Here is a 15,769-nt window from a genome sequence, read left to right as displayed (position 1 = left end):
CTGCCGAACAGCAAGAGCAGGAAGAAGGGGCGTCCCGTCAGGGCGCCCCTTTTTTCATGGCCTCCGTTTTCAGGGGGATGGCTCCACGTCCTCCGGACCCCAATAGGCCTTCAGGCTGGTGATCTTTCCCTCTCCATCGAACGTGCAGACATCCAGCGACCTGATCAGCAGGCGCGGGCCTTCCGGCGGCTGAAACGTCACATCGAACACGAGCGCGGCCGCATTGGCATGCGATCCCCGGATCGGTGCGACCGGCCGGATATGTGTGTCAAAAGCGATCGTGTCGCTGAACCATGCGCGGATTTCCTCGCCGGTCTTGGGCGGAGAGCCGACCGGGTCCTCGATCACCGCATCACGCGCGAACAGCGCCAGAACGCCGTCCCGATCGCCCGCGTTGATGCGATCCACATAGGCCTGAAGCGCGGCCCGCATGTGCGTTTGGTCAGGTCCCGGTACGCGGGGTGGAGAGGATTCGGACATATCCTGTTTACCTCGTCATCCATAGAGTCATAACGGCTATGAATCGCGCATTTAACATATGAACTTGCCTTTATAATGATGTTTTGCGTAGAAAGCGGAAGATTTCAAAAAGGCTATAAGCGAGGCTGTGACTCGCCGCATTAGCTGCTAATTTGCCATGGGCAGTGAGAGGATCAAGAAATGGCGACATCGTCGGACTATCGTCTGGGAGACTTCACCTTTCCGCGTGGCTGGTTCATGGTGGGCGAAAGCGCCGAGGCGACGAGCACGCCCAAGGCGATGCGCTATCTCGGTCAGGACATGGTGATGTACCGTGGCGAGAGCGGCAAGGTCTATGTGACCGAAGCCTATTGTCCGCACATGGGCGCGCATCTGGCGAAGAACACGACGAGCTACATCGTGCGCGATGGCGAGCAGGTGGAGGGCGAGTCGATCCGCTGCCCCTTCCACGGCTGGCAATATGGCCCGGACGGCGCGTGCAAGAACATCCCCTATTCCGACTTCGTGCCCAAAGCAGCGAAGCTCAAGACCTTCCCGGCGATGGAACGGGCTGGCACGATCTGGATCTGGCATGATCCTGAAGGGCTCGAACCCAATTTCGACCTGCCCGATTTCGGCGGCCATTATGACGCGCCGGGCTGGGTCAACTGGAAGATCGACTATATGGGCGATCTTGATATCCACCCGATCGAGGTGGTCGACAATATGGCCGACTTTGGCCACTTCATCCCGATCCATGGCGCCAAGGACTTTGTCTACTTCGCCAATGAGTTCAAGGATCATATCGTCCACCAATATTATGCCGCCGGGCACCGCACGCTGACGCTCAACCCGGAAGACGTGCTGACGCTCGACACCTGGTATACCGGCCCCTCGATCCTCCAGTCGGAGATGGCGGGAACGTTCGACAGCTTCATCATGATCACCCACACCCCGATCGAGGATGGCAAGATCCGCGTCTGGCATGGCCTGATGGTGCAGGTGAATGACGGCACTGCGCCCGTCACCGATGACCTCCGCGCCGCAGCGCTGGAATATCAGGAAGGCAGCCGCCTCGCCTTCGCCCAGGATGTCGAAATCTGGCAGAACAAGAGGGCGTGCCTCAACCCGCTCGTCATCCCCAATGACGGCCCCTATGGCAAGGTGCGCAGCTGGTACAAGCAGTTCTACAACCCCCGCGACAAGACGCCCGACATGCACAAGCGCACCAACGGCCTGCATGTCACACTCGACAAGCGTAGTTCCACGCAGGCGGCCTGAAGGAGAAAATAAAATGGAGAGAAGTGAACGTCCGGTCGCCATCGTCACTGGCGCCAGCCGTGGCGCGGGTCGTGGCATTGCGGTGGCGCTGGGAGAGAAAGGCTATCGCGTCTATGTGACGGGCCGCTCCGTTCGCGAAGGCGATGCGGAACTGCCCGGCACCATCGGCGCGACGGCGGCGCAGGTCGATGCAGCCGGCGGCGAAGGCCGCGCGGTGCAGGTCGACCATGCCGATGACGCAGCCATCGCCGCGCTGTTCGAGCGTGTGCGTGACGAAAGCGGCCGCCTCGACATATTGGTCAACAATGTCGCCGCCCTGAACGACGATCTCGTCAAGCCCGGTCCCTTCTGGGAAAAATCGACCGGGCTTGTGGATATATTGAACGTCGGCCTGCGCTCCCATTATCTCGCCAGCTGGCATGCCGCGCGCATGATGGTTCCGGCGGGCAGCGGCCTTATCGCCTTCACCTCATCCTTCGGGTCGGTCTGCTACATGCACGGCGCAGCCTATGGCGCGCAGAAAGCGGGCGTGGACAAGTTCGCCGCCGACATGGGTGTGGACTTCCGGGGTACGGGCGTTACCGCAATTGCGCTCTGGATGGGGCCGCTCCTAACGGAACGCAGCGCGCGGACGCTAGGCGAGCATCCTGATCAATATGAAAAGTTCATGGCCGATGCCGAGACGCCTGAATTCAATGGCCGGGTGATCGCCGCCATCCATGACGATCCAAACCGGGACGAACTGAACGGCCAGACGCTTATCACGGCAGAGATTGCGCAGCGATATGGCATCACCGAAGCTGGCGGGCGCACCCCGCCATCCTATCGGGCGATGCTGGGCGATCCGCGCATCCCGCACCCCGCCATCGTGGCGTAAAGGAGCTGACGATGGATTTAGGGCGCCGATTTGCAGGCAAGTCGATCATTGTAACCGGAGCCGCATCCGGCATAGGACGCGCCACCGCCATCCGGCTGGCTGTCGAAGGCGGCCGGGTGCTCGCGGTGGACCTGGATGAAAAGGGGCTGGAAACGCTAAGGCAGGAACAGCCCGGCATTGCCGTTCGCGCCGGATCGGTGGCTGACGAGCCGACCGCCCGCTCCATCGTGGCGCAGTGGGTCGAAGAAGCCGGGCAACTCGACGTTCTCGTCAACATGGCGGGCATCATCCGATCAAGCCACGCCGCAACGACCGACTATGAAGCCTTCATGTCCATCATTGCGGTCAATATGGGCAGCACCTTCCTGATGTGCCGCGAAGCCTTGCCGCACCTGGAAAAGGCGAAGGGCAATATCGTCAACGCCGCGTCCACCTCCAGCCATTTCGGCCACCCCTTCCTGACCGGCTATGCCGCCAGCAAGGGCGCCGTCGCGGCCTATACCCAGAGCCTCGCCTGGGAATATGTGAAACGGGGTGTGCGGGTGAATGCAGTCGCGCCGGGCGGCATCGAAACGCCGCTCGCCAACAGCGTCCAAACCGGCATGGTGGAAGGCGCCGATTGGGAGTTGTATAATCATCTCGGCCCGATCAATGGATTTGCGACCCCGGACAAAATTGCGGGCGTCATCGCCATGCTGGCGAGTGAGGATGGAGGGCACATGAATGGCGCAATCGTGCGTATCGACGGGGGCGTTCACGCCTGAACCATCAGGCGTGGCAGGGGGCTGGTTTTCATGACGCCCCCTGAAAATGGCTTTTGCCTGGACCATCTTTCGCTGGTGAACCTCGACGCCCTGACGGTGATCGAGGCGGCCGCCAGCGCAGGCTTCACCGCCGTCAGCCTGTTCGTGACGCCGATCCCGATCAGCCCGACGCCTGACCTCATTCTGGACAAGAGCGCCCGCAAGGCGGTGATTTCCGCATTGCGCGACACCGGCCTTCGAGCCGGCGTTATCGAGCCTTTCATGCTCGATGCCGACCCCGATTGGGGGCTGCTGGAAAGCAGCGCGGAACTGACCGCCGCGTTGGGCGGGACTGTCAATATATTGGGTCTCGACCCGGATCACGCACGGCTGCGGGAGTCGCTGGCCCGCATGGTGGAGATTTGCCAGCGGGCGGGTGTTCCCGCCATTATCGAACCCTATCCGCTATCCTCGATCCGTTCGCCTTCACAAGCGCTTGAGATCGCCCATTCCCTGGGCGCTGAGGTGGGCCTGTGCATCGACACGCTCCACGTCATCCGCAGCGGCGGAGGCTGGGACGATGTGGCCTGCCTGCCGCCTGAGCGTATCCGCCATGTCCAGCTGAACGACGGCCCGATCGAGCCGCCGCATGACCGGGTCAATGAAGCCGTGTTCGACCGCTTGCTGCCCGGCGAAGGTGAATTCGGCCTTGGGGCGCTGCTCCCGCTGCTTCCGGCCCATGCCACCATAGCCGTGGAAGCGCCGTCGCGTGCCTTGGCGACCGGGGATTCGCACGAACGCGCGGCGCGGCTGATGCAAGCGATGGTGGATTTGTACGCTTCGGGCTAGCCTATCGTCCTATATCAGCACTACAACTACCCCCGTTCGGGCTGAGCTTGTCGAAGCCCTTCTTCTTTAAGAAGTGAAGCCCTTCGACAGGCTCAGGGCGAACGGGGTTGGGTGATGCTCTACAACTTCAACGCAGCGCCACTCAGCCGCTCGCAGCATTCCCGGGCGAAGCTCATAGCCCCGCCCGGACAATCCATCATTCCGCCGCCAGCGTCGCCTGCTCACGGAAATAGGGGATGACCTTCTCGCCGATATTGCGGATGGTCTCCATGATCACTTCATGCGGGATGCCGCCCATCTGGAACATGAAGAGGATTTCGTCGGCGCCTGCGTCCTGCAAACGCTTGACCTGCCGGATGCAATCTTCCGGCGTGCCATAGGCGTCCTCGACAACTTCGAAGGATTCGGTGTGGTGGCCACCGATGGTGATCTTCTCTTCCGACAGCCAGGCCACCGTTTCTTCCTTGTGGCGCTGAAGCGCGGCAAGGCTTTCGCTCGCGTCCAGGTCCTCCACATCGGGAGCGGGGCCGCCAGAATACCAGTGGCCCAGCGATTCCACGAAGAAGCGCTGTCCACGAAGGCCGATGCGGCGTGCCTTCTCCCGGTCTTCCAGAACCACGGCGGGGCAAAGCGCCGCGAGATGTTCGGTCGGGCGGTAGCCGACCTGATCCTCGGCCTTCCGGTTCTTGAAAGCCTCACGATAAATGGCGTTCTTCTGCGCGATGTCGCTCGGCCCGGCGAAACCGAGGACCAGTGCGCCGATGCCGCGCGATCCGGCGGTGGTCAGCGTGTCGGCGCGGGTGCAGGCCATGTAGATCGGCGGATGCGGGTCCTGCATCGGGCTGGGATGGATCGGGCGGAAGGGGATCTTCACGAACTGGCCATCATGTTCGATCTCGCCATGCTTCAGGATCTTGGGGATCAGGTACATGCTCTCGTCGATCATCGGCGGCAGGTCTTCGAGATTATAGCCGAAGGTGCCCGCTTCCTGCTGCGTCCCGCCCTTGCCCATGCCGAAATGGACGCGGCCATTCGATAGAATGTCCAGCGTGGCGATGCGTTCAGCGACCTTCACCGGATGGTTCATCGCGGGCGGCAGGCAGACGACGCCATGGCCAATGCCGATGCGCGACGTGCGCCCGGCGAGATAGGCCAGGAAAGTCTCCGGTGCGGACATGTGCGCATATTGCGTCAGCGCGGTATGCTCGACGGCCCAGATCGTGTCGAAGCCCATTTCCTCGGCATGGATGGCTTGCTCGATAATGTCGCGGAACACCTGCTGTTCGTTCTGGCGCGACGTGTCCGCCATCTGCGCTTCGTAAATGATCGAGAATTTCATCATCTTCTCCACAAAACTTTCTTTCGTGGAGACAGGCTATGCCGAGTGCCGTGCCGCGACATCATCCAAATGGATCAGATTTCAGACTCGCTGCCGATGGAACGCAGCAGCGTGACCAGTTCGACCTGCCGGTGCGTGTTGGTCTTGGCAAATATCGCGCGCAGATGGGATCGCGTCGTATTGTAGGCGATGCCCAAAGCGTCCGCGGCGTCCGCCAACGTGGCGCCCTGCGCCAGATGAACGGCAAGTCCCGCTTCCGCCCGCGTGAGTTGGAAGCGTTCGCGCAACAGCTCTTCCGATGGACCGGCGGGTCGGCTGGGGTCCGCGATGAACAGGGCGATCCATGCCCCGTCTCCATAGGCGGAGGAAGGGATTGCCCGCGCCCGCGCATGCAATGGCTGCCCGACGGTAGAGGCGATCTCGAACAGGATTTCCTCGCCCAGTGGCGGCGGGGAGGAAAGGATGCGGTTGATCGTGGCAGTGCTGGAACCCGTCCTTGGCTCAAGCTTGCCATGCTGCTCCGCAATGACGCTGCCTTCTTCCAGCATCTGCATAGCGAGCGTGTTGCGGCGCAGAATGCGGCCTTCCCGATCAAGGATCAGGGTCGCAACCGCCAAACCAGCCATGGCGCTGCTGAACAGCTGGCTTTCCGCCTGGGTACTTGTGAGACGGGCGTGAAGGTCAAGCGCGATGCGCAGGTGTGGAATCAGCCGTTCGAGCAGTTCCCGCTCGGTATCACCAAATTGCGCTTGGCCTTCGTCCCGCGTCAGGCGCAGCCGGACGGCGATATCAGGCAGACGATGCAGGTCTACGCCCAGAATTTCACTGCTGCGCGCCACGTCCAGCCAGTCGCGGAAGCGCGCCGGGACATGGCTGACAAAATCACGGAAGGAAACGACTCGCCCCTCGGGCAGGCCGACGAAGGGATCGGCCTGCGAGATGCGCTGATATTCCTGTGTTCGCTCCGGGTCCGCGCCGGGGGTGACATGGGCATCGATTCCGGCACTCCCCCGACCGATCAGCAGCGTGGCGAAGGTCGTGTCGGTGATGGCCGCCAGCGCGCGCAGGAAATCCTCCCACGGCGGGGACCGCGTCAGCCCGCCGTAGAGTGTCTGCAACAGGTCGGCAAAGGCGGTATCATCGCTCATGATTCAGATTTCCGCCTTCAGCCTCGACGATGACAGCCACCGTCGAGGCCGTACCCGGTTCAGCGTCGCAGGGCCAGCGTCACGCTGTAGCGGCGGGGCGGCGAATAATAAGCCTCCGTAAAGCCAAAGCTGGTCGATGCATCATAGCCCGCCGTGATGATACGGCGATCGGTGATGTTATCGACGCCCACGCGCACCGATACGCCGCTGTCCGCAAAGCGCAGTTCGGCGCTGGCGTTGAGGATCGCATGGTCGGGCTGCCGCAGGAGCGGCGTGTTTTCCGCATCGACAAAGACCTGGCTTTTATAGGCTGCGTCCAGCCGCAGGACGCCCTCTACATTGTCGCTGAGCGGCGCCTGATAGACCGCGCTGGCATTGGCCGTGATATCCGGCGCCTGCTTCAGCTTGCGGTTGCTGACGTCGGTCGGCACGCCCCCAATGACTGACACATATTCCAGATATTTGGCATCCAGCAAGCCGAGCGCGCCGGTAACGGTGAAGCGCGGCGACACCTTGAACGCGCCTTCCAGCTCGATGCCCTGAATGCGGGATCGGCCCGCATTTTCGTTGCGGACGACGATCAGGCCGGTCGTCGGGCTGACGGTCGATACCAATATCTGCTGGTCGCGATATTCGTTGCGGAACACGGCTAGGTTGATGGTGGCGATACGGCCGAAACCTGCCTTCAGCCCTGCTTCGTAAGAGGTCAGATGTTCCGGATCATAGGAACCGATTTCCTCGAGCGACGTAGGCCGCCCGTTGAACCCGCCCGACCGGAAGCCTCGCGAATAGGACACATAGGTCATCAGGTTCGGCCGGAACTTGTAGGAAAGCGAGGCGCGGGGCGTGAAGGCGTCCCAGCTTTTTTCCAGAGTATAGCTAGGCGTCCCAGCCAGCAGCGGCTCGCCCGAATAAATGCGGATCGCGGATTGGGAAAACTTCTTCTTCTCCCAGGTATAACGGGCGCCCAGTTCCAGCGAGAGGCCGTCGGTCAGCTCATAATTGCCGTTGGCGAACAGGGCGAGATTGTCGGTGCGCTGCCGGTTGCGGAAATCGATGTTGAAGTCGAGCGACGACGCTGGAACCGCAAAGGGCGGGAAGGGGACAGGGAAAGGATCAAGCCCCGCCGCCACCAACGCGTCAAACAGTCCATCCGCGACGATCAGCCGCGTATTGTCCCGCGTCTTTTCACGATAGGCGAATGCGCCCAGCAACAATGTGCCGCGGCCGCCTAGATCGAGCGACAGCTGCAATTCCTGGCTGATCTGCCTCGCCCGCTCGTCATGAATGTCCCCGGCATAATTGACCGTCGAGGACGCATCGCCATCGCGGCCGAACAGCGCATCGACATAGCGATAGGCGGTGATCGACTTCAACGTCGCCCCGCCCAGATCCTTGGTCAGGGTCAGCGATGCGTTCACCGCGTCGGTCTGATCCTTGTTCAGTTCTGAGTTGCTGTCGGTACGGTCGATGTCGCCCGGCACGGTGCAGCAGGGCGCAAGGAAGGTTGATTGCAGGATGGAAAAGAAGGTCGGCGTGAAGGCGATCATGCTATGCGGCGCGCTGTGCTGCCGCCGGTGCAGACCATCGACCTGCAACACTGCGTCCAGCCCTTCGCCGTCATAATGCAGCGCCAGCTTCCCCGCCACCACATTGCGGTTGCCCAGATTGTCGCCGGAGGGGATTTTCTGCCACCCCTCGCCAAACTCGCCCAGCGCCGCGACGCCCAGCGACCAACTGTCCGACAGCGGCGTTTCGGCATAGACGCGCCCGCGCACCGTGTTGAACGACCCGTATCGCAGGTCGGCTTCGATCTTCTGTTCCCGGCCCGGCACCGCCGACACGATGTTGATCGCGCCGCCCACCGTATTCTTGCCGAACAGCGTACCCTGCGGCCCGCGCAGCACTTCGATGCGGTCGATGCCCAGCAATTCGGTCGTCGCGCCAAATGTGCGGGCGACATAGACGCCATCGATATAGACGCCGACCGCAGGATCGGACGTGATGATGAAGTCATTTTCGCCGACGCCCCGGATGAAGGGCGCGATGCCACCGCTATTGCCGCCCTGGCCGGGCGTGAACTGGATATTGGGCGCGATCTGGCTGATCTGCGTCACATTGTCGAGGCCCCGGCTGTTCAGAGCCGAAGCATCGACCGCGCTCACCGCGATCGGCACATCCTGCAACCGTTCTTCGCGGCGGCGGGCCGTGACGACAATGTCACTGTCGCTGGTGGCGCCTGCTCCCGCCGCTGCCGTTTGCGACAGTGCGGCCCCCGGTGCGGCCAAAGCGATCAACGATACGATCGGATATAGCGTCTTGCGCATGCTTTCCTCCCCAAAAAAAGCGTCATTCTGTTATTGCGGGCGACTATAACGCCGCCCGCCTTGTTCTTCAGCAGCCCGCCGCAAAAATGCCGCATCTGTTGCGTTCATGCATCATTCGTTGGCTCAGGCCGCTTCCCACTCGATCAAATGGCTGATGTCGCTGCGTTCTTCCGGCTTGCGGCCAGCGGTGGCAAGGTGGTGCGAGGTGATTTGCGCGTCGGCGGCCAGCGGGCGGATCATCTCGAACACGCGATCATATTCGGTGCGTGCGATCTTCCATACGCCATCTTCGCGCCGATAGACGTCGCGGTAAATGGCGCTGCCGATGGTGTGGCTGCTGCGCTCCACGTCGATGAAGATATCCTCCAGATACCAGATCCCTTCGGCGTCATTTTCGCCGGTCAGGGTGATTTCGGGCATATGGCCGTGATGCATGGCAACCGCGCCGGAATGGAAGCTGTTCGCCAGAAACTCCAGCATATTGTCGCGGCCCGCCAGCCGGACGCGATAGGTGCCGCCACGATAATCGACGGTCAGGTCTTCCGTGAACAGGGTGCCGAGCAGCGCAAGATCGGCTGTGTCGATTCCCCGGAAATAACGATGCTTGAGGGTCCGGATATCTTCCAGATCGCTGAGCTGCTGCACAGTGTAAGCCATCAAACCTCTCCATATGTGACGCGATATGCGATTATTATGCGTCCCCTATACCTGATATGCGTAACAATCTGCAATGACCACTGCATTATGTCTGGCGAAGGATGGTGCAGATTGAGTATGGGGCCTATCCATGCGATGCGCCCGCTGCGCATTTCTCGAAAAAGGAAAGGATAAGGCCGTGGGCGAAACGGGAGTTGGCAAGGTTGCGATCGTCACAGGCGGTACGCGCGGGATCGGCGCGGCGATTGTCCGGCGTTTGCTGGCTGAAGGCTATGCAGTAGCGACCTGCGGCCGCACCGCACCGGATGAGCCGATCGGGGCCGATGGGAAAACGGCGGAATTCGCATCCTGCGACATTCGCGATCCTGCGGCGGTGTCGGACTGGATTGCCCAGCTTGTCGCGCGCCATGGCCGCATCGACCTGGTCGTCAACAATGCAGGCGGATCGCCGCAGGCCGACGCCGCGACGGCCAGCCCGCGCTTTTCCGAACGCATCCTGCAACTGAACCTGCTAGCACCGCTGCATGTCGCGCAGGCCGCCTATCCGCATCTGAAGGCCGTGGGCGGATCGATCGTCAACATCGCCAGCGTCTCCGGCGCACGTCCCTCGCCCGACACGGCGATCTATGGCGCGGCGAAGGCTGGCCTGCTCAGCCTAACCACCAGCCTGGCGCAGGAATGGGGTCCGGAGGTGCGGGTCAACGCGATCATCGTCGGCCTGATCGAGACCGAGACGGCTGAAATGACCTATGGCACCCAAACGGCGCAGGATCGGATCGCGTCATCGATTCCGCTGAAGCGCATGGGCCGGGGCAGCGACATCGCCGAAGCGGTGGTGTTCCTGGGTTCGCCAGCCGCCGCCTATGTCAGCGGCGCGCGCCTTGAGGTCCATGGCGGCGGTGAACGGCCGCTGTTCCTGGAAATCGTCAAGGAAGAGGCCGCGAAGGCCTGATAAAGAAGGGCCGGGCGAGCCTGAACCCGCCCGGCCTTTGCTTCAGATACCCAGCAGCGCGCGCTGCTGCTCGCCCAGTTCCGGATTGCTCTGTTCCTGGAAGAAGGCAATGCGGCCAGCGACCGCCTGCTCGGTCATTTCCGGCTGGCTCGAAATCCAGAATTTGCGCGCGGCAAGACCCTCTACAAAGACGCGGCAGCCTTCGTCCAGGTCCATGCCGTAATTGGCCATCAAATGGGCCATGGTGGCACGGTGCCCCGAAGCGCTCTCCGGCTCGCCGACGCCCGCGTCAGCGTCGAAGATGCTGGTCTTCAGCATGCCCGGAATGATCGAGCAGACGTTGATCGGCGCCTTTGCGACCTGCATCTCCAGATAGAGGCACTCGCTGAACGACTGGATGGCGTGCTTGCTCATGATATAGGCCGCCTGCGTCGGCATCTGGCCGAAAGAGCCGACGGACGCCAGGTTCGCGATCCACGCTTCCTGACCCACGCGCAGCATGTGCGGAACGAATGCGCGCACGCCATGCACGACGCCATGGATGTTGACGTTCAGCGTCGTTTCCCAACGCGCCGTCGGGATTTCCCAGACATTGCCGATCGTCTCGATACCCGCATTGTTGATCAGCAGGCGAACGGCGCCATGCCGGTCGAACACGTCCTGCGCCAGCGCATCGAGCGCTTCGGGCTTTGACACATCCAGCTGGATCGCTTCAGCCTTGCCGCCCGCCGCCACGATCTCGGCGGCAACCTTGTCGGCGCGGCCCTTGTCGATGTCGGTGACGACGACGGTCATGCCGATCTGGCCGCAGCGGCGGGCAAAGCCCATGCCGATGCCAGCGCCCGCGCCGGTAATGACGGCGACGCCGCCCGAAAAGACCTTTTCTTCTTCAGTCATGTTCAAGTTTCTCCGAAAGGGAAGGAATTACATCGAGGTCAGCGAAGCCGGCGCCGCGGGCAGATAATGGTGATAATAGCCAGCCGCCCAGCCGCCATCGACCGCAAGTTCAGCGCCGCAAATGTAGCTGGCCTCGTCGGAGCAGAGGAAGAGGCTGGCGGCGGCGATTTCCTCCGGCTCGCCGATCCGCTGCAACGGCACGCGTTCATAGCCGTAATTCTTCGCATCGCCTTCCAGCGCCTGCGGGTTGCCCATGGCCGTGTTGACGCCGCCCGGATGCACCGAATTAACGCGCACGCCCTGATGGCCAAATTCCAGCGCCGCGCTCTTGGTAAAGCCGCGCACTGCCCATTTGGAACTGCTGTAGAGCGAAACCGAATTGACGCCGCGAAGGCCGTCCACCGACGATATGTTCACGATGGCCCCGCGCTTGGCCGCACACATCTTCGCCCCGACATGCTTCAGCCCCAGCATCGTGCCCTTGACGTTGATGCCCAGAACGCGGTCGATATCTGCAACGGTCAGGTCGGTGATCGGGCCGAAAGCCACGACCGCCGCATTGTTGACCAGCGCATCGATCCGGCCATGGCGGGCGATGACGGCATCGACTAGCGCGGTCCAGCTGCCTTCGTCCGATACGTCCAGGCGCTGGAACATCGCGGCATCGCCGATATCGGCGGCTAATGCCTGACCTTCAGCCTCCAGCACGTCGGCGATGACCACCTTTGCGCCCTCGCGCGCGAACAGGCGGATCGTCGCTTCGCCCATGCCACGCGCACCGCCGGTGACGATGGCGACCTTGTCTTGCAACCTGCCAGTCATGATTTCTGCTCTTTCTCGCTGATCAAACTTATTGAATAAAGGCCTTGAACGCGTCCCAGGGCACGTCCGAGGTGTAGAGGGCGGCTTCGTCCATCGACCCAGCCGGAATATGGAAACCGCTCGTGTCCATCACTGTATCGAATTGTGCAAGCGCCGTTTCGGGGGTCCAGTCCTTGTCGGTCGCCCGATAGCCGCGAGTGACGCCCGCGAACACGCGCGTATAGCCGCCACCGCCAGCCGTGAACATCTCGCCATTGCACGGCGCACTATCATGGGCCAGCATCGCTACGACCGGCGCAACCGCCCGCGCGGGGAAGTCACGCTCCATCAGTCCGTGAATTTCCGGCCCCATCAACTGCGTCATCCGGCTGCCCGCGATCGGCATGATGGCATTGATCTTGACGTCCTTGCCCTGCGCCTGCGTCGCTGCGGCGAGGCCACGCGTCATGGCCCACACCGCACCCTTGGCGGCGGGGTAGGGGACCGCACTACCCATGCCGAACCAGGATCCGGACGAGATATTGACGATCCGTCCGTAATCGCGCCCCAGCATGCCGTCCCATACCGCGCGGCACAGGTAAAAGGTGCCGCTGGCCGAAACAGCCATGTCCTTGTCCCACTGCTCATCGGTCACCGTCGACAATGTACCCGACGCACTGACGATGCCCGCATTGTTGACCAATATGTCGACGCGGCCCCATCGCGTGAGGGCGTCCTGCACGATCGCTTCCGCGCCTGCCGATGTCGCGACACTGTCGCCATTGGCCTCTGCGATCCCGCCAGCGTCGCGGATTTCGCGGGCAGCAGCGTCGGCATAGCCCTGATCCTTGCCCTCGCCTTGAAAAGTGCCGCCAAGATCGTTGACCAGCACCTTGGCCCCGCGCGCGGCGAGCAGGGCGGCATAGGCCTTGCCCAAGCCACCTCCCGCACCCGTGACGATCGCCACCTTATCGTCGAAACGCAGCTCAGACATCGGCCTCTCCTTTATCTTCCCGATCGCAAGGGCGTCAGGCTTTCAAGATCATGTCGGCGGCCTTTTCGGCCACCATCATCGTGGGGACGTTGGTGTTACCGCCGGGGACGCGGGGCATGACCGATGCATCGACGACGCGCAGCCCCGCCACTCCGTGGACACGCAGTTGGGGATCGACGACCGCCATCGGGTCATGCCCCATGCGGCAGGTGCCCACGGCATGAATATCGGAAATCGCCGTCTCGCGCAGATAGGCGTCCAGCTCGTCATCCGACTGGATGCTTGCCCCCGGCGCCAGTTCCTCGCCCCGGAAGGGATCGAAGGGGGCCTGCGCGAAAATGTTGCGCACCGCGCGGATGGCGGCGCGGCCCATCGCCATGTCTTTGGCGGTCGACAGGATGTTGGGATCGATTGACAGCGGCGCGGACGCATCCGATCCCGTCAGCTTTATCTCGCCCACGCTTTCCGGGTTCAGCAGGTCGATATGCGCGAAATAGCCATGGTCCATGATGAGCTTGCGCCCCATCGCCTCATAAAGCGCCATGGCGAAATGCACCTTCACATCGGGATATTCCGCGCCCGGCATGGTCTTCAGGTACGCGCCGATTTCCGCAGGGGGGCTTGCCAGCGGCCCCTTGCGGAACAGCAGGAAGTTCGCGACGGCCTTGGCCGCGACAACCGGGTGGAAGACGTTGAAGAGGGACACCGGCTGCGTGCAATATTGCTTCACGCTGACCGCCACATGATCGCGGTAGTTCTGGCCGACGCCCGGCAGGTCATGCACCACCTGCACCCCCGTCTGGCGCAGATGATCCGCTGGCCCGATCCCCGACAGCATCAATATCCAGGGCGAATGGATGGCGCCTGCCGACAGGATGACCTCGCGCGTCGCGTTCGCCTGTTCAAGCTGTCCCGCGCGCCGCCAGCTGACGCCGGTCGCGCGCCCGTCCTCCACGATCACCCGCTCGACATTGGCGCCGGTAATGACGCGCAGGTTCGGCCGTTTGAGCGCAGGTATCAGATAAGCGCGCGCCGCGCTCCATCGCCGTCCGGCCGACGCAGTGACATCGGCGGGCACCACGCCCTCGCGCTGCGATCCACTTGGGTCGTCATTATAGGGGACGCCCGCCGCCACCGCAGCGTCGCGAAATGCCCTGGCCAGCGGATTGTGGATGCCCGGTCGCGAGACCAGCACCGGCCCGCCCCGACCATGATAGCCTTCCTCGCCGCCCGGCTGGAAATCCTCCAGCTTCTTGAAATAGGGGAGCACATCGTCATAGCTCCACCCCTCATTCCCCAGCTGCCGCCAACCATCATAGTCCGCCGCCGCGCCCCGGTCATAGACCATGCCGTTGATGGAGGACGACCCGCCCAGCACCTTGCCGCGCGGCGTGTACATCTGCCGCCCGCTAGCGTTCACCTGCGGCACGCTGACATGCATCCACTGGAACATGCCGCGATACATGATCGGCAGCAGCCCGCCCGGCGCATGGATGAAGACGCTGTTATCCTTGCCCCCGGCCTCCAGCAGCAGCACGCGGTTGCGCGGATTTTCCGACAGGCGCCCGGCCAGTGCGCATCCCGCCGACCCGCCGCCCGCGATGATGAAGTCGTAACTATCGGCCATTATCTCTCCCGCGCGTCATGCTGACGTCTGTTGTGCTGTGCGATGCCGACGCCGCAGGGACTCGGCCGAATATGCCGGTGCAAGCGGGGTCGCATATGATGTCTTGCGTGCTGAATTGGTCAATATGATACGCAGGTCAAGCCGGATTTGACCGGCCGCCCGCCATTGACCCGCGAACGACCGCTGCTATTGTCTACGCAAACAAACGCGCCATTCAGCGGAAGCTGCGGCATTCGCGTCGCCAAAATGCGGTACCACGCTTGCCGGTTTGCACATATCAAGGAGAAGAGGATGTCCACCGAAACCCTGACCGCTGATCGCTTCGATCCCTTCAAACTCTATGATCCCGAGACGCTGGTCGCATCCGACCCCATCGAAATCGACGCGCCCGCAATGGTGGTGTGGAAAATCCTGACCGATATGCCGCGTTATGGCGAATGGAACCCCTTCTGCGTCTGGGCGGAATCCACGCTGGAGATGGGCGCGCCGGTTCACATGCGACTCGTCAATTATGCCAATCCCGGCTCGCTGGCGCCCAATTGCGAATATGTCTGCGCGTTCGAACCGGGCCGCCTCCTGTCGTGGGAACTGAAGGATAGTGAAGCCTGGCCCTATCCCGCCCGCCGCGATCAGATCATCGAAGAACTCGGGGCCGAAAAGTGCCGCTATCAGTCGACCGACGCCTTCACCGGCCCGAACGGCATCCATGTCATGCGTTTCTGCGGCCCATGGGTAACGCGCGCCTTCAACGACTCGGCCAAGGCGCTCAAGGCACGCGCCGAGGCGATGCATCGCGGCGAAATAAGCTGATCGCCGCT

Annotated in this window: 15 protein-coding genes; 6 read left to right on the top strand and 9 right to left on the bottom strand. The window is 62.5% G+C overall.

All coding sequences use genetic code 11. The features are described 5' to 3' along the window. Positions 1–69: 69 nt before the first annotated feature. On the bottom strand, positions 70–480 hold the full coding sequence (locus tag ACZ51H_RS14325; RefSeq protein ID WP_464803386.1) for a nuclear transport factor 2 family protein: 411 nt from the start codon (positions 478–480) through the stop codon (positions 70–72). Positions 481–660: 180 nt separating this feature from the next. On the opposite strand from ACZ51H_RS14325, the gene ACZ51H_RS14320 reads away from it, so the two are divergent. The 4 genes from ACZ51H_RS14320 to ACZ51H_RS14305 are packed head-to-tail and all read left to right on the top strand — an operon-like array spanning position 661 to position 4,209. Beyond that, on the top strand, positions 661–1,740 hold the full coding sequence (locus ACZ51H_RS14320; RefSeq protein ID WP_464803385.1) for a Rieske 2Fe-2S domain-containing protein: 1,080 nt from the start codon (positions 661–663) through the stop codon (positions 1,738–1,740). Between the two features lie 13 nt (positions 1,741–1,753). Then, positions 1,754–2,617, top strand: a complete 864-nt coding sequence (locus ACZ51H_RS14315; RefSeq protein ID WP_464803384.1) for an SDR family NAD(P)-dependent oxidoreductase — start codon at positions 1,754–1,756, stop codon at positions 2,615–2,617. A gap of 11 nt (positions 2,618–2,628) precedes the next feature. Further along, positions 2,629–3,381: an SDR family NAD(P)-dependent oxidoreductase gene (locus tag ACZ51H_RS14310; protein ID WP_464803383.1), complete on the top strand. Its 753-nt coding sequence runs from the start codon at positions 2,629–2,631 to the stop codon at positions 3,379–3,381. A 30-nt stretch (positions 3,382–3,411) separates the two neighbouring features. Beyond that, entirely contained in the window at positions 3,412–4,209 is a 798-nt protein-coding gene (locus ACZ51H_RS14305; protein WP_464803382.1) for a sugar phosphate isomerase/epimerase family protein, read from the top strand. Between the two features lie 196 nt (positions 4,210–4,405). Here ACZ51H_RS14305 and ACZ51H_RS14300 read toward each other — a convergent pair whose 3' ends face one another. The 4 genes from ACZ51H_RS14300 to ACZ51H_RS14285 form a co-directional block, all read right to left on the bottom strand. After that, entirely contained in the window at positions 4,406–5,548 is a 1,143-nt protein-coding gene (locus tag ACZ51H_RS14300) for an LLM class flavin-dependent oxidoreductase (protein ID WP_460988658.1), read from the bottom strand. Positions 5,549–5,622: 74 nt separating this feature from the next. Beyond that, a complete protein-coding gene (locus tag ACZ51H_RS14295) occupies positions 5,623–6,696 on the bottom strand; it encodes a helix-turn-helix transcriptional regulator (protein WP_464803381.1) in 1,074 nt (357 codons plus the stop codon). Between the two features lie 59 nt (positions 6,697–6,755). Continuing rightward, positions 6,756–9,023, bottom strand: a complete 2,268-nt coding sequence (locus ACZ51H_RS14290) for a TonB-dependent receptor (RefSeq protein WP_464803380.1) — start codon at positions 9,021–9,023, stop codon at positions 6,756–6,758. Between the two features lie 123 nt (positions 9,024–9,146). Continuing rightward, complete coding sequence (locus ACZ51H_RS14285; protein ID WP_464803379.1) at positions 9,147–9,680, bottom strand: nuclear transport factor 2 family protein; 534 nt, start codon at positions 9,678–9,680, stop codon at positions 9,147–9,149. A 178-nt stretch (positions 9,681–9,858) separates the two neighbouring features. Between ACZ51H_RS14285 and ACZ51H_RS14280 the strand changes: the two genes are divergently transcribed. Further along, positions 9,859–10,632 carry an SDR family oxidoreductase gene (locus ACZ51H_RS14280; RefSeq protein WP_464803378.1) on the top strand — a complete coding sequence of 258 codons (774 nt, stop codon included), beginning with the start codon at positions 9,859–9,861 and terminating at the stop codon, positions 10,630–10,632. Between the two features lie 42 nt (positions 10,633–10,674). Here the strand turns inward: ACZ51H_RS14280 and ACZ51H_RS14275 are convergent, their stop codons facing one another. The 4 genes from ACZ51H_RS14275 to ACZ51H_RS14260 are packed head-to-tail and all read right to left on the bottom strand — an operon-like array spanning position 10,675 to position 14,951. After that, positions 10,675–11,529 carry an SDR family NAD(P)-dependent oxidoreductase gene (locus tag ACZ51H_RS14275; RefSeq protein WP_449469473.1) on the bottom strand — a complete coding sequence of 285 codons (855 nt, stop codon included), beginning with the start codon at positions 11,527–11,529 and terminating at the stop codon, positions 10,675–10,677. 27 nt (positions 11,530–11,556) lie between these two features. Then, on the bottom strand, positions 11,557–12,351 hold the full coding sequence (locus ACZ51H_RS14270; RefSeq protein WP_464803377.1) for an SDR family NAD(P)-dependent oxidoreductase: 795 nt from the start codon (positions 12,349–12,351) through the stop codon (positions 11,557–11,559). A gap of 28 nt (positions 12,352–12,379) precedes the next feature. Continuing rightward, a complete protein-coding gene (locus ACZ51H_RS14265) occupies positions 12,380–13,324 on the bottom strand; it encodes an SDR family NAD(P)-dependent oxidoreductase (protein ID WP_464803376.1) in 945 nt (314 codons plus the stop codon). Between the two features lie 34 nt (positions 13,325–13,358). Beyond that, complete coding sequence (locus tag ACZ51H_RS14260; RefSeq protein ID WP_464803375.1) at positions 13,359–14,951, bottom strand: GMC family oxidoreductase; 1,593 nt, start codon at positions 14,949–14,951, stop codon at positions 13,359–13,361. Positions 14,952–15,242: 291 nt separating this feature from the next. On the opposite strand from ACZ51H_RS14260, the gene ACZ51H_RS14255 reads away from it, so the two are divergent. Continuing rightward, on the top strand, positions 15,243–15,761 hold the full coding sequence (locus tag ACZ51H_RS14255) for an SRPBCC domain-containing protein (protein WP_464803374.1): 519 nt from the start codon (positions 15,243–15,245) through the stop codon (positions 15,759–15,761). Positions 15,762–15,769: the final 8 nt, after the last annotated feature.

The organism is Sphingobium sp. TomMM15 (assembly GCF_055397045.1).
This window is presented reverse-complemented; position numbering and strand designations above follow the sequence as displayed.